The following is a 15,714-nucleotide window of genomic DNA, read 5'->3' as shown; positions in this document are numbered from 1 at the left end:
CCGCCCCCTTTTTGTCGCAAACCCGGCAGTCAGAATAGAACCGACGAGCTGCACAAAAGGGGCATATGCGAAACCGCCCGCGAAGGAACGGGAAAGTCAGACCGGCAGGGGCACGTGCTCGCTCTCCGGCAGGGACCGTGAGGGTGGTACGACGAACTTGTAACCCACCTGCCGCACCGTGCCGATCATCGACTCGTACTCGGAGCCGAGCTTGGCGCGCAGCCGCCGGACGTGCACGTCGACGGTGCGGGTGCCGCCGAAGTAGTCGTAGCCCCACACCTCGCGCAGGAGCTGGTCCCGGGTGAACACCCGGCCCGGGTGCTGGGCCAGGAACTTCAGCAGCTCGAACTCCTTGTAGGTGAGGTCGAGCGGCCGGCCCTTGAGCTTCGCGGCGTAGGTGTCGGGGTCGATCGTCAGCTCGCCGGCGCGGATCGAGCCGCCGGCCCCGGAGGTGGCGTTGCTCAGCCGCCCGACGGCGAGCCGCAGCCGGGCCTCCACCTCGGCCGGCCCGGCTGCGGCGAGGATGACGTCGTCGACGCCCCAGTCGGCGTTGAGCGCGATCAGGCCGGCCTCGGTGACCACCGCGACCAGCGGCACCCCGAGCCCGGTGGCGTGCAGCATCCGGCAGGTCGCCCGTGCCTCGCTCAGCTCGGAGCGGGCGTCGACCAGCACCGCGTCCGGACTGGGGCCGGCGACCAGGGTGCGGACGTCGCGTGGCGCGGTGCGGACCGAGTGCGGCAGCAGGTCGAGCGCCGGCAGCACTGCGGATGGTTCGCCTGCGCGCGCGGTCACCAGCAGCAGGATCTCCACGATCACCTCCGTCCCGGCGGCCGTCGGCCGCGCGCGACCAGCGCACTCCGTGGCGGGGTGTGACGCTGATGAACTTGCGTGGTCCCGGCGTCGCTGACGGGGCGGGTAACGGCTTGAGCGTAACCGATCGCCCCGGTCGCGCCTCCGCGTCCTTTCCCGTTTGCCCGGCTTGCCCCTGATCGTGCCCCAGGTTTTAACGTTGCCGAAACCGTGACCCCCGCGCCGGCCGGCGGGTCTGGCACGATCGGGGCGTGTTTCCCTCCAGCTCGCCCGAGACCGGCCGCGACCAGTGGCCCGACGGGCCCCGCCCCGGGCCGTCCGGCCCGTCCCGTGGCCAGCCGCCGGCGCCGCGCACCGGGCCGGCCCCCGACGACGGCGAGCGCCGGGAGCGCAGCGGCCCGCGTCGCGCCCGGCGGGCCGGTGAGCCCGCCCGCCGGCCCGACGACGAGCCGGACGACGAGCCGGACGAGGAACCGGTCGAGCCGGTCGAGGTGCGCCGCCCGCTCGCGCTGACCGTCGCCGGGTTCGCCGCGCTGCTCGGGGTGGGTCTGGTGCTCGGGGCGCAGACCTCCGGCCCGGGGCACCGGCTGCCCTTCGCGTTCGTCATCTTCGGCGTGCAGTTGCTCTTCGTGCTGGCCTGGACGATGGCCATGCGGCCGCCCGCGCTGCTGCTGGTGGCCGCGGTCAGCGTCGGCGCGGCGGTGGCGGCCGACACCGCGGCCGTGCAGACGGACGTCGCCGGCCTGGCGCCGCTGGGCTACGTCGCGGCGGGTGGCTTCGCCCTGGGGGTGCTCGGCCAGCTCGTCCGGCGGGTCGACCGGGTGCGGGTGACCGACTCCCTCGGCAGCACCCTGCTGATCGTGGTCGGCGTCGTCGCCTTCGCCACCCTGATCGTGCTCAGCCGGATCCCGGCGGGCACCCAGGCCATCACGGTGTGCCTCACCGCCAGCGCGGTCGCGCTCACCGTCGCCCGGCTGACCGACGCGTTCGCGCCGTGGCCGCGGCTGGCCCCCCAGGTGCCCCGGGGCGCGGCCGGCGTGGTCGCCGGCGCGATGGTCGGCACGCTGGTCAGCGCCCTCCTCGGCAGCTACCTGGTGACGCCCTTCACCCCGACCCGCGCCGCGATCATCGGGCTGGTCGCGGCGGTCACCGCCGTGCTGGCCGACCTCGCCGTCGGGTACGCCGAGGCGGGCCGGCAGATGGCGGGGGAGCCGCCGACCATGTGGGTGGCCCGGCACATGCAGGGGCCCCTCGGTGGCTTCGCCCTGGCCGCGCCGGCCGCGTACGCCATGTGCAAGCTCGTTCTCTGACGCGGCGATTGAGCTTTTCCCCGATCGGGTACCACCGGTGGGCCGCTCCGCGGCACCCTCGGCACTGACGACAGGAGGCGGCGTGGCGCACGACGACACGTACGAGGAGCGGCCCCGGCGACGCGGACGCAAGGTGCTCATCACCCTCGTCGTGCTGCTGCTGGTCCTGGGCGGCCTGATCGTGGTGGCCGACCGGATCGCCGTCGGGGTGGCCGAGCGGGCCATCGCCGACCAGGTCCGGCAGGAGATCGCCAAGCAGGGCGCACAGTCCTCGCCGCCGGAGGTGGAGGTCGGCGGGGTCCCGTTCCTCACCCAGGTGCTCGACGGCCGCTACGAGCGCATCTCCATCGCGCTGCGCGACGTGCAGGGCTCGGTGCGGGGCGACGCGGTCGCGCTGCCGAAGCTCGACGTGGACGCCCGCAACGTGCGCGCCTCGCTCGACACCATTCGTTCGGGGCAGGGTGACGTGGTCGCCGAGACGGTCGACGGGACGGGCACCATCAGCTACGACAGCCTCGCCAAGCTGCTCGACCGGCCGGGGCTGACCCTCGGCGAGCAGAACGGCCGGCTGGCCGTCACCGCCCCGGTCGACATCCTCGGCCAGCGGCTCACCGTGACCGGCACCGCCGAGATCACGGTCGGCAAGGAGGGGCAGGTGGCGCTGCGCTTCAACGACCTGAACGCCGACGGCCTGCCGAACCTGCCGCTGGCCCGGACGCTGCTGAACAACTACGCCCGCAGCATCTCCATCGACGTGCCCCTGCCCGAGTTGCCGTTCCAGCTCGCCGTCCGGGAGGTCCGGCCGCTGCCCGAGGGGCTGGCCGTCACCGCGGACGCCAGGAACGTGCCGATCAACTCGGCCGCCGGCTGATCCGACGGGCGCGGGGCGGGTGCCCGCCCCGGCGTCCCGGATGCTGGTCGGCCCGCTGGTGCCCCCGCCCCCGGCTGGTAGGCTCCCTGCTCATGGGGACGCTCCTCACCAAACGGCGCGCGGTCGACCTGTGCCGCGTGGCCACCTGCCTGTGTCGCCCCGTCATCTGACGGCGGGGCTGTCCTCGGCCGCCTAAGCGGCCATCGGCACGCAGGGGCTTTTTTTCGTCTCCGTGCTCTCTTTCCACGCCCGGCAGCGGCGCCGTCGCACGAACCCGTGATCCGTCCATACGGTGGATCCCGCGCGTGGTGCGATCGTCATGACTTTCGATGCCCCTCGTGCTGGTTCACCATTCATCCTCACCAGGGAGTGATCTGATGAGTCGCGACACCGCACTCGTCTCGGCCGAATGGGCCGAGAAGAACCTCGACGCCCCGGGCGTCGTCTTCGTCGAGGTCGACGAGGACACCTCGGCCTACGACACCGGCCACATCGCCGGCGCGATCAAGCTGGACTGGAAGACCGACCTCCAGGACCAGGTGCGCCGGGACTTCGTCAACAAGAGCCAGTTCGAGGCGCTGCTCTCCGAGCGGGGCATCAGCAACGACGACACCGTCATCCTCTACGGCGGCAACAACAACTGGTTCGCCGCGTACGCGTACTGGTACTTCAAGCTCTACGGCCACCGCGACGTGAAGCTGCTCGACGGCGGTCGCAAGAAGTGGGAGCTCGACGCCCGTCCGCTGGTCACCGACGCGGTGAGCCGCCCGGCGACGCAGTACGTGGCGCAGGAGCCGGACACCTCGATCCGGGCCTTCCGCGACGAGGTCGTGGCCGCCATCGGCACCAAGAACCTGGTCGACGTGCGCAGCCCCGACGAGTTCGCCGGCCGGCTGCTCGCCCCCGCCCACCTGCCGCAGGAGCAGGCGCAGCGGGCCGGGCACATCCCCACGGCGATCAGCGTGCCGTGGTCCAAGGCGGCCAACGAGGACGGCACCTTCAAGTCCGACGACGAGCTGCGCAAGATCTACGCCGACGCCGGGCTGGACGACGGCCGCGAGACCATCGCGTACTGCCGGATCGGCGAGCGTTCCTCGCACTCGTGGTTCGTGCTCCAGGAGCTGCTCGGCCACCGCAACGTGAAGAACTACGACGGATCCTGGACCGAGTACGGCTCGCTGGTCGGCGTGCCGGTCGCGCTCGGTGACGAGCCCGGGGAGGCCTGAGTCATGACCGCACCCACCGCTGCCGGCTGCGCAGCCCCCGACCAGGCCGCCCCGCTGCCCGCGAGCCTGGACCTGGAGAAGGAAACCGTGATCACCGGCGTCGTCCGGTCCGACGCGGGCGAGGCCGTCCCGGGCGCGTACGTCCGGCTGCTCGACTCGACCGGGGAGTTCACCGCCGAGGTGGTGACCTCGCCGGCCGGCCAGTTCCGGTTCTTCGCCGCGCCGGGTGCCTGGACCCTGCGGGCGCTCTCCCGGCACGGCAACGGCGACACCGCCGTGACCGCCGCGCGCGGCATCAACGAGGTCACCGTCACGGTCGCCTCCTGACCCCCCCACGCTCTGATCGGCCCGTGGCCCGTCCCCTTCACAGGTGGCGGGCCACGACCGTCTCCGGGCGCGGCCGACCGGCGTGACACGATGGCCCCCGTGAACGGCGTGGAAGCGGCGGGGCAGGCCCCGCCTACCGGTCCCGGTCGACCGGCGTCCCCCGGGCGGCGGTGGCGCTGGCTGCTCGCCGCCACGGTGGCGTGGGCGGTGCTGCTGGCGGCGCTGACCTGGACCTCGGTGCGCAACGACCCGCCGACGGTCCGGGAGCAGCGCACCCTGACCGAGGCCGGTTCCGTCGTCGACCGCGCGATCGGCGCGCTGGTCGCGGCGGCCGGCGACACCGCCGTGCTGACTCCGCCCGAGGTCGACCGGGGCTGCCGCGTCACCCCGTTCGCCGACGGCGCGGAGCTGTCGCGTGGGATGGACGTCTTCGTCGCGGCCGGCGGGGAGGCGACGCTGCTGGAGCGGGTCGCCGACCGGCTGCCGGCGGACTGGCGGGCCGGGGTCCGGGTCACCTCGGACGGCCCCCGGTTGCGCGGCGACGCGGGCGAGTTCGTCACCGTCTCCGGCGGGGTCGCGGGTGACGGCCGGGTCCGGCTGACCGTCGACACCGGCTGTCGGCCGGTGGGCGGCGGCTACGACGTACCCGCGGCCGATGCCGCCGGTGCGGAGGCGGACGCCCTCGGGGAGGCGCTCCGGGCCCTCGGGGCTCCGGCCGGTCAAGCTACCGAACGGGTGGTCACCGCGCCCTGCCCCGGCGGTGGCACCGCCCGCTCCGTGCGCTCCGTCGGCGTGCCGGCCCCCGCATCCCCGACCGCCGCACTGGCCCCCGTCACCCGCCTCCCGGTGCTGGACGACCCGCAGGCGTACGCCTACCGCCGTGGCCCGGTCACCGTCGTCGCCGACCTCTCGGGCGACCATGTCGTCGTCTCGGTCAACACCGGCTGCCCCGCCTGAGGAGTGCGTCAGCGGCTGCGCGGGTGGTCGTGCGGGGTGCGGCTGCGGCCCAGGGCGTCGACCCGGCCCCAGCGGCCGGGGATGTCGAGCAGCTCGATCCGCCCCATCCCCTCGGGCACGGCGGGGTCGATGATCAGGTGGTCGCCCTGCGGTTCCAGCCCCAGCATCACCCGGAGCAGCAGCAGCGGCGTGCCGGCCGACCATGCCTGTGGGCTGCACGCGGTGGGGTACTCCACCGGGTAGTCGGTGACGGCCCGGTCGTAGCCGGCGAAGGCCTCCGGCAGCCGCCCGTCGAAGTACCGGGACGCGGCCAGCATCGCGTCGCAGATCTGCCCGGCCTCCTTGCGGAAACCGTACCGCCACAGCCCCCAGGCGATGATCGAGTTGTCGAACGGCCAGACCGTCCCGACGTGGTAGCCGACGGGGTTGTACCGCCCCTGGTCGTCGGCGAGGGTCCGGACGCCCCAACCGGAGTAGAGCCGCGGCCCCAGCAGGTGCTCGGCGATCCGACCGGCCCGCGACTCGTCGACGATGCCGCTCCACAGCAGGTGCCCGATGTTGGAGGTGAGGGCGTCCACCTGCCGGCCGTCGGCGTCCAGGGCGAGCGCGTAGTACTCCCGCTCCGGGATCCAGAAGTCCCGGTTGAACCGCATCTTCAGCTCGGCCGCCTCCCGCTCCAGCCGGTCGGCGTACGCGGGGTCGCCCCAGAACTCGCGGGCCAGTCGGGCCCCGCGGATCTTCGCGTCGTACGCGTAGCCCTGGAGTTCGCAGGTGGCGCGGGGGAAGCCGGGGAACCGGCCGTCGCGGTACGAGATCGCGTCCCAGGAGTCCTTCCAGCACTGGTTCGCCAACCCGCTGTCCGGGTTGCGGGTCTGGTACCAGAGGTGGCCGGTGCCGAGCAGGTCCCCGTACGTGTCGATCCAGGCGAGGGCGGCCCGGGCCTGGGCCTCCAGGCCCCGTACCAGCTTGTCGTTGCCGGTCCACCGCTCGTACTCGTCGAGCAGGATGACGAACAGCGGCGTCGAGTCGGCCGAGCCGTAGTACGGCGAGTGGGGCTGTTCCTCGAAGCCCGCCGTCTCGCCGTAGCGCAGCTCGTGCAGGATCTTGCCCGGCTCCTCGTCCCGGAAGTCGTCGATCCGGTGCCCCTGGAGGCCGGCCAGCATCATGAGGGTCGGCGGGATCAGCTCCGGCAGGAAGGGCACCAACTGGAGCGAGGTGATGATGCTGTCCCGGCCGAACAGGGTCATGAACCACGGCAGGCCGGCGGCCACCAGACGTACGCCGAGGGTGATCGACTCGTAGCGCAGCGCCGCCAGGTCGTTGAGGCTCTGCCGGTACGCCCCGGCCAGCGGCTGGCAGTCGCAGCCGAGCTTCGGCGCCCGGGCGACGAGTTCGTCCTGCTCGGCCCGGATCGCGTCCGGGCCGCGACTGCCTCCGTACTGCGGCAGGTTGGCCCGGATGTCCTCGCCCCGCGCGCCGTAGACGACGGTCGACACGTGCAGCCGGGTCGTCCACTCGCCGCGCGGGCCGACCCGGACCCGGTAGGTCATGCCGGAGACCTCGATGTGCGCGGGCGCGCTGGTGCTGATGACCGTCTCGCGGTGGAACCGCTCCCGGCGGTAGGCCAGGCGCAGCTCGTTGTCGCCGACGGTGGCGGTGGTGTGGCCCTGCTTGTGCCGGACGTGCTTGATCTCGAACAGGTCCGCGAAGTCGGCGGCCATGTCGAGGTGGACGACGAACTCCATCTCCTCCCCGGAGTGGTTCAGCAGCGTCAGTTCCTCCTCGAAGCTGCCGCCGATGGCCCGGCTCCGGATCATCGAGACCTTCGCGTCCAGGTAGTGCGTCGGCTCGCCGGGGACGAGGAAGAACCGGGTGCGGAAGGACTCCGCGGTGTCGACGGAGAGGGCGTGCAGCCGTTCGCCGTCGAGGGTCAGCAGCCACGTCGAGAGGTGCCGGGTGTCGAACGAGAAGAGCCCGGTCGGGAAGTCGAGGGACGGCTCGATGTCGCCGCGGTTGTCGCTGACCAGGAAGGTGTTGCCGTCCAGGATGCTGACCAGCTGCTTCACCGCAGTCGCCCGGCCTGTTCACGGGCGACGGTGCGGGGGTCCCGGGTGCCGGGCGGGTCGGGGAAGAACCGGTGGAACAGCAGGAAGAGCACGACGTCGCCGCTGAAGCTGCTCTCGTTGCGCAGCACCGACGAGATCGCCTGGGCCCGGCCGGTGACGAGCCGGTCGAACAGGTCCGCGCTGGTGTACCAGATCGCGTCGGCGGGGCCCCGGTTGCGGCTCACCTCGACCTCGCCCGGACGGAGGTGGACCAGCCAGTGCACCGTCTGGCCGTCCTCCGCGAGGTCGATCTGCATCGTCCCGCTGACCGGGCTCACCAGCACCTCGGGGGCGCGCGCCGGCAGTGATTCGAAGAACCGCTCCGTCGCCTCGGTCACACCCGAATCGTAGGCATTTGCCCGACCTGTCGGGCCGGTATCGGTGGGCGGCGGTCAGTAGACCAGGGCCTGGGCCCCCTCGGCCGTCGCCTCCTCGACGAAGACCGCGGCGCCGGCGATGCGGACGCCCGGCAGCACGTCGTCCGGCCCGATGTCCCGCCGGGCGGCGCACTGCGTGCAGGCGGTCACCGTGCCGGTGGTCAGGATCACGTGCAGCAGCTCGGCGAGCGGGGCCGAGTGCGGCAGCTCGAACTCCTGCGCGCGGCCGGGCAGCGCGAACCAGGTCGACTCACCGGTCAGCCAGAGCGACACGTGCAGGCCGGCGGCGGCTGCGGTGGCGGCGACGGTGAATGCCTGGGCGCACCGCTCCGGGGCGTCCGCGCCGGCGGTGGCCTTGACGACGAGAGTGCGGGCCATGGGGCCCAGCATAGGATGGTCACGATGGTTACCGAGATCGGGTTCGTCAGCCTGCTGGTCGCCGGCCTGGGCGCGCTCGCCGGTGGCCTGGTCTACCTGGCCGTACGCATATCGAGAGGACGCTGGTGAGCGCGAGGAGTGAGCCGGGTCTGCGAGCCCCGCAGTCGCGAACGAAGGTGGCCCGGCGAGCCGTCGTGGCCACCGACGGAGAGGCGGAGTGAACCGGTGAGCGACGAGAACCCCCTGCAGCCACCGCCGTGGCTGAACGCGCCGCCGGTCGACCCGTACCCCTACGAGGAGAGCCACGACCTGCGTGTCGGTCCGAAGCTGCACCCCACGCTGGACGGCCTGCTGCCGTACGTCGGGGTGTGGCGTGGCCGGGGGCGGGGCGGCTTCCCCACCATCGAGGACTTCGACTTCGCGCAGGAGATCCGGATCAGCCACGACGGCCGGCCGTTCCTGTTCTACGAGTCCCGCGCCTGGATCCTCGACGAGCAAAGCCGCCCGGTCCGCCCGGCGGGTCGCGAGGTCGGCTGGTGGCGGCCGGTGATGGACGGCGACCGGGCCACCGACGAGCTGGAAGCGCTGATGACGGTGCCCACCGGGGTGATGGAGCTGCACATCGGCAAGCGCAAGGGCACGCAGATCGAGTTCGTCACCGACGCGGTGGTTCGCACGGCGACCGCCAAGGAGGTCACCGCCGGTCACCGCCTCTTCGGCATCGTCGAGGGCGCCCTGCTCTACGCCCAGGAGATGGCGGCCGTGGGCCATCCCCTCTCCCCCCACCTCTCCGCCCGCCTCACCCGGGTGGCCGGCTGACCCTCCCCGGGGTCACGGGCGGGGAAAGCCCAGGAGCGCCTGGAGGGCGGGGGTACGCGCGCAGCGGCGCAGCGGGACGGCGTCCAGGGTGCGGATCTCCGCGAGGCCACGGACGGACGAGCTGAGCCAGACGCCGTCGGCGGTACGCAGCTCGGCCGGGGTGACCAGGCGCTCCTCGGCGCGCAGGCCCAGCTCGTGGGCGTGCGCGAGGAGCCAGCCGGCGGTCACGCCCGGCAGGATGCCGGTCTCGGCGGCGGGCACGGTGCAGAGGGTGTCGCCGGTCAGCCAGACCAGGCTGGCCGTGGGCCCCTCCAGCGCGTACCCGTCGGAGGAGACCCAGAGCGCGTCGTCCACGCCGGCACGGGCGATCCAGCGGCGGGCGGCGGTGCTCACCGCGTACGAGGTGGACTTGACGCCGACGGGCAGCCAGTCGAGTTCGGCGCGGGCCCGCGCCGCGACGCCGAGCGGCAGGGTCGCCACGGTGATCCCGTCCCGGCGCGCCGCCCGGGCCGCCGCCGGCACCTCGCCCAGCGTGGCGTAGCCGGTGGGTGGGCCGCCGCCCTCCGGGCCCCGGGTGCAGACCAGCCGCAGTGCCCCCTCCACCTCGGCGGGCCAGCCGGCGCGCACGGCGTCCAGCAGCTCGTCCAGCACGTCGGCGGCGGGCAGCGCCAGCTCGACGGCCGCCGCCGCCCGGGCGAGCCGGGCCAGGTGCGCGTCGCGCAGCCACGGCCGCCCGTCGCGCAGGTGCATCGTCTCGAAGAGCCCGTCGCCGTGCAGCACGCCCCGGTCGTCGCCGCGCAGCACCGGCTCCCCGGGCGGCACCAGCCCGCGCCCCGGCACGGCGATCCTCGACGCCACCATGGCAGCCGAGCCTAGCGGCGGACCGGTCGACAGCGGCGGCGCGCGTGGCGGGCGAACTATGATCGGACGGTGTCCGAATCCTCCCTCGCGGAAATGCTCCGCGCCCGTGGGCTCCGGCTGACGGCGCAACGGCAGTTGATCCTCCAGGCCGTGCTGGAGTTGGGGCACGCCACCCCGGAGCAGGTGCACACAGCCGTCCGGGAGGTGGCCGCGGGGGTCAACATCACCACCATCTACCGCACGCTGGAGCTGCTGGAACGGCTCGGCCTGGTCACCCACACCCATCTCTCGCACGGCTCGCCGACCTACCACGCGGCCGGCGAGGACCAGCACGTCCACCTTGTCTGCCGGGACTGCGGCGCGATCGACGAGATCGATCCGGAGCTGCTGCGCCCGCTGGCCGAGCAGTTGGCGAGCCAGCGCGGGTTCCGGGTGGACATCGGCCACGTCTCGTTCTTCGGCGTCTGCGTCCGCTGCGAGAACGGGGACCGGAAATGATCGACATAGCGGGTGCGGTGAGCGTCGAGAGCATCGACGAGGCCAGCCGGGACCAGCCCGAGCCGGCGCACGCGGCGGCCGGCGTGCGGGGCGTGGCGGCGCACTACGGCGACCCGATGCGCGAGCAGCGCACCCTCGACACGGCGGTCGGCCTGGTCGACCGGTCGCACCGGGGCGTCGTCGCGGTGCCGGGCGAGGAGCGGATCGGGTGGCTGCACACCCTCACCAGCCAGCACCTGGCGCAGCTCGGCGCCGGCCAGGGCACCGAGCTGCTGGTGCTCTCCCCGCACGGGCACGTCGAGCAGCACGCCATGGTCGCCGAGGACGGCGTCACCACCTGGCTCGACACCGAGCCGGGCGCCACCGCGGGCCTGCTGGCGTACCTGGAGCGGATGCGGTTCTTCAGCAAGGTCGAGCCGCGCGACGTGACGCCCGAGCACGCGCTGCTCTCCCTGGTCGGGCCGGAGGCGCCCGCCGCGGTGGAGACGCTCGGCGTGACCGGGCTGGCCGTGCCCGACGTGGTCGCGGTGCCGGGCCCGAAGTTCCGCTCCGGCGAGCTGCCGCCACGGCCGACCGCGCTGTACGACGTGCGCCCGCTGCCCGTGGGCGGCTGGGCCCGCCGGGGCCCGCTCGGCGTCGACCTGCTGGTGCCCCGGGCCGCGATGGAGCAGGTGGTCACCGAGCTGCGGGGCAACGGGGTGCCGGTCGCCGGGCTGTGGGCGTACGAGGCGGTGCGGGTGGCCGCCCGGCGGGCCCGGGTCGGGGTGGACACCGACCACCGGACGATCCCGGCCGAGGTGGGCCTGGTCGCCCCGGCCGTGCATCTGGACAAGGGCTGCTACCGGGGCCAGGAGACCGTGGCCCGGGTGCACAACATGGGCCGGCCGCCGCGTCGGCTCGTACTGCTGCACCTGGACGGGGTGACCACCGACCAGCCGCCGGTCGCCGGCACGCCGGTGACCCTCGACGGCCGGGCGGTCGGCTTCGTCGGCACGGCCGTGCACCACCACGAGCTGGGCCAGGTCGCCCTGGCCGTGGTCAAGCGCAACGTCGCCGACGACGCCCGCCTCCTCATCGGCGAGACCGCCGCCGCGATCGATCCGGCCTGACAGCCCGTGGGCGAAAGAATCTCTGCTCCGTGGCGCTGAGGCCGGAAAAGTTCCGGTCGACTGGCTCGCCGGCCTCGGTCTAGGATCCGGGCATGACGACAGGGACGTTGATCACGGTTGCCCCCACCGGCGCGGAGTCGGCCAAGGCCGAGGTGCCGGCCCTGCCGGTGACGCTCGACGAGCTGCTGCTGACCGCCAAGGAGTGCGAGGCGCTCGGCGCCGCCGTGATCCACGTCCACATCCGCGACGACGAGGCGAAGCCCACCCTGGACCAGGGGCGGCTGCGGGAGACCGTGGCGGCGCTGCGGGAGGGCACGGACCTGATCGTGCAGCTCTCCTCGGGCGGCGCGGTGACCGACCCGGAGTCCGACCGGCTCGCCGTGCTCGACGCCGGGCCGGACATGGCCTCCTGCACGATGGGCACGCTCAACTTCGGCGACGACGTCTTCCTCAACCGCTGGGAGTTCATCGTCGACCTGCACACCCGGATGCAGGAGCGCGGCATCGTGCCCGAGTACGAGATCTTCGACCTCGGCCACCTGACGGCGCTGCAACGGCTGCTCGGCAAGTACGGCCTGCCGGCCGGCGGGCACGTGCACGTCGACTTCGTGATGGGCGTGCCGGGCGGCATGCCGGGCACCACGGCCACGCTGGTCGCCGCCCACCAGGCGCTGCGCGACCTGCCCGAGGGCACCACCTTCTCGGCCACCGGCATCGGCCGCAGCACCATCCCGGTCATGCTGGCCTCGCTCTCGGCCGGCGGGCACCTGCGGGTCGGCATGGAGGACACGGTGACCTACGCCAAGGGCCGCCCGGTGGAGTCCAACATGCAGCTCGTCGCCCGGGCGGTCGGCTTCGCCCAGCTCGCCCAGCGGCCGCCGCTGACCACCGCCGAGGCGCGCGGTCTGCTCGGCGTGCCCGCCGCCGGCCGGTAAGCGGCGGCCCGGGCCGCGCTGCTGTACACCGGGTCGTCGACGGCCTGCTCACCCGCCCGCCGGGCCCGGTCGGCGGTGCCGGTACCGTCCACCCTGTGGGAAAGACGTACGAGGGCGGCGCGCCGCTCGCCGAGGTGGTCCGGTCAGGGTTCGTCGAGGGCGTGCACCGGGGTTCGGTGGTGGTGCTCGACGCCGCCGGTGCGACGGTGGCCGGCGCCGGGGACGTGACCTCCCCGGTCTTCCCGCGCTCGTCGAACAAGCCGATGCAGGCGGTCGGGATGCTCCGCGCCGGGCTGGCGCTGGCCGACCCCGCCGACGTGGCGCTGGTCTCGGCCAGCCACGCCGGTGAGGACTTCCACCTGGCCCGGATCGGGGCGCTGCTGGCCCGCGCCGGGCTGGACGAGTCGGCCCTGCACTGCCCGCCGGACCTGCCCGTGGGCGACGAGGCCCGGGCGGCCGTGCTGCGGGCCGGCGGCGGACCCACCCGTACGCAGATGAACTGCTCCGGCAAGCACAGCGGGATGCTGCTGACCTGCCTGGCCGCCGGCTGGCCGCTCGACGGGTACTGGCGTCCGGAGCACCCGTTGCAGCAGCGGCTGCGGGACGCGGTGGAGGAGTTCACCGGCGAGTCGGCTGCGGCCGTCGGGGTGGACGGCTGCGGTGCCCCGGTGCTCGCCGTGTCGCTGACCGGGCTCGCCGGGGCGTACCTCCGGCTCGTCTCGGCGGAGCCCGGTTCCGTGCCGCGGACGGTGGCCGACGCCATGCGCGCCCACCCGGACCTGGTCGGCGGCACGCGGGCCGAAGACAGCCGGCTCATGCGCGGGGTGCCCGGGCTGCTCGCCAAGGTGGGTGCCGAGGGGGTCATCGCCGTGGCAGTGCCCGAAGTCGGCGCGGTCGCCCTCAAGATCGACGACGGCGCGGGCCGCGCCCGGATGCCGGTGCTGGTCTCCGCCCTGCGCCGCCTGGGGCTGGACGCGCCGGTGCTGACCGAGTACGCCGAGCTGCCGCTCTTCGGCGGCGGCCTGCCGGTCGGCGCTGTCCGGCCCCTCTGGTAGCCACCCTCGCCCGGCGCCCGGCGGCACCGGTGAGTGCCCGTTCGGCCGGGGCGCCGGGCGGCCCGGGTCAGGGGAGGAAATCGAGCAGGGCGGCGTTGACCGGGGCGGGGCGTTCCAGCGGCAGCAGGTGGCCGGCGTCGGGCACGTCGGGCAGGCGGGTCGCGTCGGGCGCCTCGGCGGCGATCCGGTCGGCGAGCCGGCTGATGTCGGGCAGGTCCGCGCCGCCGGCACCGACCAGGACGGGCATCCGCAGCTCGTGGAGGCGGCCGATCGCGGGCGGGTCGAGTTCGGCGACGTCGACCGCGCTGAGTGCCAGCTCGGCGGCGAGCGCCCGCTGGTCCATCTCGCGGGCGAAGGCCAGCAGTTCCGGGTCGACGTCGGCGGGCTCGCGGCCCGGGCCGACCACCCAGAAGCGCACCTCGCCGGCGGCGCTGGCGGCGAAGTCCTCCGGGTCGACCTCCCCGACCAGGCTGTCCCAGAGGTCATTCGCCTCCTCCGACCATTCGTGGCCCGAGGCGGCGGTGCCGAGGAGGGCGAGCGCGGTTACCCGCTCCGGGTGGGCCAGCGCGGTGTCGATCGCCACGGCGCCGCCGAACGAGCAGCCGACCAGGGCGGCCCGGGGGATGCCGAGCGCGTCGAGCAGCCCGGCCACGTCGTCGTGGTGGGCGAACGGGGTCGGCGGCAGCTCGGAGTCCCCGTAGCCGCGCAGGTCGAGGGCGATCACGCGGTGCCGCGCGGCCAGCGGGCCGATCTGCTCCCGCCACATCCGGCGGTCGGCGATGCCGGCGTGCAGCAGGACGACGGGTGTGCCGCTGCCGGTGTCGTCGTACGCGAGCAGGGCGCCGTTCACCTCGATCTTGGTCACTGCGGAAAGGTACGCACCGGGCGACCCGGGACGCAACCACGCGGAGAAGAAGGCTTGCGGCGATCGGCTGGTGAAGCTGCGGCTGAGTCTCCTGCTCGCCGTCCAGACCGGTGCCGCCGCCGCGCTCGCCTGGTGGATCGCCAACGATCTGCTCGACAATCCCCAGCCGGTCTTCGCGCCGGCCGTCGCGGTGGGCACGGTGGCCAGTGCCGTCGGCCACCGCCTCCGTCGCACGCTGTTCCTGGTGGCCGGGGTGGCGGTGGGGATCACCGTGGGCGACCTGCTCGTCGCCGCCGTCGGCAGTGGCCACGTGCAGATCGGGGTGATCGTCGCCGTCTCCATCCTGCTGGCCGTGGTCCTCAGCGGCGGCGAGGGCGGCTTCATCGCTCAGGCCGGCGGTAGCGCGATGGTCGTCGCCGTGCTGGCTCCCGCCTCCACCGACCTGGCCCTGCCGCGCTTCATCGACGGGATCGTCGGAGGCGGGGTCGGTCCTCGTGTCGCTGATCGTCTTGCCGTTGCACCCGATCCATCGGCTGAAGAAGGCCGCGGAGCCACTGTTGGCGCTGCTCGCACGGGAGATCGCCAACGCCGCCGACGCGCTGGCCGCCAGGGACGCCCGGCTGGCGAAGGTGTCGCTCGACCGGCTGCGCGACGCGGATCTGACCGACGTCGAGATGATCCTCGGCGCGGCCGACGAGGTCGTGCGGATCTCGCCGATACGGTGGCACAACCGCTCCGCGTTGCAGGGCTGGCAGCGTGGTGCCGGCCTGATGATGCGGTCGCTCGTGCAGAGTCGTCCGCTCATGGTGGCCCTGGAGACGGCGATCCGCCACGACGAGCCACTACCCGACACCCTCCAGCGTGCGCTCCGCGACCTGTCCACAGCCGTCGGCCATGTGCAGCACAGTTTCGCTCCCAGCCGCCGCCAGCCCACCGGTTCCCGGCGCGCCGCGCTCAGCGCCATCCGGCTCGCCCACGGCGCCCTGACCAGCGGACTGCGTCTGAACGGTACGAACGTCGCCGCCCAAATCAAGATCATTGCCGTGAACACCCTCCGCGCGACCGGCCTGAGCAAGGCCGACGCCGAGGAGCTCGAACGCGAGGTCGCGCCCGATCCCGCTGCGGGGGCCCGGAGCGGGGGCGGCGCGACCACCGGCGACGAGGGCACGCACGCCACGGTGGCGGGCCCGGACGAACGGGACTCCTGACCC

General features: G+C 73.9%; 19 protein-coding genes and 1 pseudogene. 14 read left to right on the top strand and 6 right to left on the bottom strand.

Going from position 1 to position 15,714, the window contains the following annotated elements; genetic code table 11:
* Positions 1-96: 96 nt before the first annotated feature.
* Positions 97-816: a response regulator transcription factor gene (locus tag DER29_RS24960; protein ID WP_199729523.1), complete on the bottom strand. Its 720-nt coding sequence runs from the start codon at positions 814-816 to the stop codon at positions 97-99.
* A 245-nt stretch (positions 817-1,061) separates the two neighbouring features.
* Between DER29_RS24960 and DER29_RS24955 the strand changes: the two genes are divergently transcribed.
* From DER29_RS24955 to DER29_RS24935, 6 genes are all read left to right on the top strand, one after another.
* Positions 1,062-2,120 carry a hypothetical protein gene (locus DER29_RS24955; protein WP_121400040.1) on the top strand — a complete coding sequence of 353 codons (1,059 nt, stop codon included), beginning with the start codon at positions 1,062-1,064 and terminating at the stop codon, positions 2,118-2,120.
* 82 nt (positions 2,121-2,202) lie between these two features.
* Positions 2,203-2,991, top strand: a complete 789-nt coding sequence (locus DER29_RS24950) for a DUF2993 domain-containing protein (protein ID WP_121400039.1) — start codon at positions 2,203-2,205, stop codon at positions 2,989-2,991.
* Positions 2,992-3,083: 92 nt separating this feature from the next.
* Positions 3,084-3,161, top strand: a complete 78-nt coding sequence (locus DER29_RS36355; protein WP_311202345.1) for an Ms5788A family Cys-rich leader peptide — start codon at positions 3,084-3,086, stop codon at positions 3,159-3,161.
* Positions 3,162-3,368: 207 nt separating this feature from the next.
* Positions 3,369-4,217 carry a sulfurtransferase gene (locus DER29_RS24945; RefSeq protein WP_121400038.1) on the top strand — a complete coding sequence of 283 codons (849 nt, stop codon included), beginning with the start codon at positions 3,369-3,371 and terminating at the stop codon, positions 4,215-4,217.
* Between the two features lie 3 nt (positions 4,218-4,220).
* Positions 4,221-4,544: a DUF1416 domain-containing protein gene (locus DER29_RS24940; protein ID WP_121400037.1), complete on the top strand. Its 324-nt coding sequence runs from the start codon at positions 4,221-4,223 to the stop codon at positions 4,542-4,544.
* A gap of 99 nt (positions 4,545-4,643) precedes the next feature.
* The gene (locus tag DER29_RS24935; protein ID WP_370040529.1) at positions 4,644-5,501 is read left to right on the top strand and encodes a hypothetical protein; all 858 of its coding nucleotides are present in this window, start codon (positions 4,644-4,646) and stop codon (positions 5,499-5,501) included.
* A gap of 8 nt (positions 5,502-5,509) precedes the next feature.
* On the opposite strand, the gene DER29_RS24930 is transcribed toward DER29_RS24935, so the two are convergent.
* The 3 genes from DER29_RS24930 to DER29_RS24920 are packed head-to-tail and all read right to left on the bottom strand — an operon-like array spanning position 5,510 to position 8,373.
* Positions 5,510-7,567, bottom strand: a complete 2,058-nt coding sequence (locus tag DER29_RS24930; RefSeq protein ID WP_121400035.1) for a glycogen debranching N-terminal domain-containing protein — start codon at positions 7,565-7,567, stop codon at positions 5,510-5,512.
* Positions 7,564-7,944, bottom strand: a complete 381-nt coding sequence (locus DER29_RS24925; protein WP_121400034.1) for an SCP2 sterol-binding domain-containing protein — start codon at positions 7,942-7,944, stop codon at positions 7,564-7,566. The genes DER29_RS24930 and DER29_RS24925 overlap by 4 nt, the downstream gene beginning before the upstream one ends.
* 54 nt (positions 7,945-7,998) lie before the next feature.
* Positions 7,999-8,373 carry a DsrE family protein gene (locus DER29_RS24920; RefSeq protein ID WP_121400033.1) on the bottom strand — a complete coding sequence of 125 codons (375 nt, stop codon included), beginning with the start codon at positions 8,371-8,373 and terminating at the stop codon, positions 7,999-8,001.
* Between the two features lie 12 nt (positions 8,374-8,385).
* Between DER29_RS24920 and mtfM the strand changes: the two genes are divergently transcribed.
* Both mtfM and DER29_RS24915 read left to right on the top strand, forming a co-directional pair.
* Positions 8,386-8,490 (top strand): small membrane protein MtfM, encoded by a 105-nt coding sequence (mtfM, locus tag DER29_RS36120; RefSeq protein WP_267897534.1) that lies wholly within the window; start codon positions 8,386-8,388, stop codon positions 8,488-8,490.
* 96 nt (positions 8,491-8,586) lie between these two features.
* Positions 8,587-9,180 carry an FABP family protein gene (locus DER29_RS24915; RefSeq protein WP_121400032.1) on the top strand — a complete coding sequence of 198 codons (594 nt, stop codon included), beginning with the start codon at positions 8,587-8,589 and terminating at the stop codon, positions 9,178-9,180.
* Positions 9,181-9,192: 12 nt separating this feature from the next.
* On the opposite strand, the gene DER29_RS24910 is transcribed toward DER29_RS24915, so the two are convergent.
* Positions 9,193-10,041, bottom strand: a complete 849-nt coding sequence (locus DER29_RS24910) for an aminotransferase class IV (protein WP_121400031.1) — start codon at positions 10,039-10,041, stop codon at positions 9,193-9,195.
* 69 nt (positions 10,042-10,110) lie between these two features.
* On the opposite strand from DER29_RS24910, the gene DER29_RS24905 reads away from it, so the two are divergent.
* The 4 genes from DER29_RS24905 to DER29_RS24890 all read left to right on the top strand — a co-directional run bounded on the left by DER29_RS24905 (position 10,111) and on the right by DER29_RS24890 (position 13,638).
* The gene (locus DER29_RS24905; RefSeq protein ID WP_121400030.1) at positions 10,111-10,539 is read left to right on the top strand and encodes a Fur family transcriptional regulator; all 429 of its coding nucleotides are present in this window, start codon (positions 10,111-10,113) and stop codon (positions 10,537-10,539) included.
* Positions 10,536-11,648, top strand: a complete 1,113-nt coding sequence (locus DER29_RS24900) for a folate-binding protein YgfZ (RefSeq protein WP_121400029.1) — start codon at positions 10,536-10,538, stop codon at positions 11,646-11,648. Before DER29_RS24905 ends, DER29_RS24900 begins: the two co-directional genes overlap by 4 nt.
* 92 nt (positions 11,649-11,740) lie before the next feature.
* Positions 11,741-12,583, top strand: coding sequence for a 3-keto-5-aminohexanoate cleavage protein (locus tag DER29_RS24895; protein WP_121400028.1), 843 nt, complete (start codon positions 11,741-11,743; stop codon positions 12,581-12,583).
* 95 nt (positions 12,584-12,678) lie between these two features.
* On the top strand, positions 12,679-13,638 hold the full coding sequence (locus DER29_RS24890; protein WP_121400027.1) for an asparaginase: 960 nt from the start codon (positions 12,679-12,681) through the stop codon (positions 13,636-13,638).
* A 67-nt stretch (positions 13,639-13,705) separates the two neighbouring features.
* On the opposite strand, the gene DER29_RS24885 is transcribed toward DER29_RS24890, so the two are convergent.
* Entirely contained in the window at positions 13,706-14,503 is a 798-nt protein-coding gene (locus DER29_RS24885; RefSeq protein ID WP_199729522.1) for an alpha/beta fold hydrolase, read from the bottom strand.
* Between DER29_RS24885 and DER29_RS36350 the strand changes: the two are divergent.
* Both DER29_RS36350 and DER29_RS35560 read left to right on the top strand, forming a co-directional pair.
* Positions 14,418-14,981 (top strand): annotated as a pseudogene (locus tag DER29_RS36350) (aromatic acid exporter family protein); the annotation flags it as partial. The gene DER29_RS24885 and the pseudogene DER29_RS36350 overlap by 86 nt on opposite strands.
* Before the next feature lie 16 nt (positions 14,982-14,997).
* Positions 14,998-15,711, top strand: a complete 714-nt coding sequence (locus DER29_RS35560; RefSeq protein ID WP_121400026.1) for a hypothetical protein — start codon at positions 14,998-15,000, stop codon at positions 15,709-15,711.
* Positions 15,712-15,714 lie beyond the last annotated feature (3 nt).

This window comes from Micromonospora sp. M71_S20, assembly GCF_003664255.1.
In the GTDB taxonomy this organism is placed as follows: Bacteria; Actinomycetota; Actinomycetes; order Mycobacteriales; family Micromonosporaceae; genus Micromonospora.
The sequence above is the reverse complement of the archived record's forward strand: the minus strand, read 5'-3'. Positions and strand labels throughout refer to the sequence as shown.

Coding starts and splice junctions, on each gene's coding strand:
- DER29_RS24900 (WP_121400029.1), top strand. CDS start 10,536: ATGATCGACATAGCGGGTGCGGTGAGCGTCGAGAGCATCGACGAGGCC.
- DER29_RS24910 (WP_121400031.1), bottom strand. CDS start 10,041: ATGGTGGCGTCGAGGATCGCCGTGCCGGGGCGCGGGCTGGTGCCGCCC.
- DER29_RS24920 (WP_121400033.1), bottom strand. CDS start 8,373: ATGCTGGGCCCCATGGCCCGCACTCTCGTCGTCAAGGCCACCGCCGGC.
- mtfM (WP_267897534.1), top strand. CDS start 8,386: ATGGTTACCGAGATCGGGTTCGTCAGCCTGCTGGTCGCCGGCCTGGGC.
- DER29_RS36355 (WP_311202345.1), top strand. CDS start 3,084: ATGGGGACGCTCCTCACCAAACGGCGCGCGGTCGACCTGTGCCGCGTG.
- DER29_RS24945 (WP_121400038.1), top strand. CDS start 3,369: ATGAGTCGCGACACCGCACTCGTCTCGGCCGAATGGGCCGAGAAGAAC.
- DER29_RS24895 (WP_121400028.1), top strand. CDS start 11,741: ATGACGACAGGGACGTTGATCACGGTTGCCCCCACCGGCGCGGAGTCG.
- DER29_RS24940 (WP_121400037.1), top strand. CDS start 4,221: ATGACCGCACCCACCGCTGCCGGCTGCGCAGCCCCCGACCAGGCCGCC.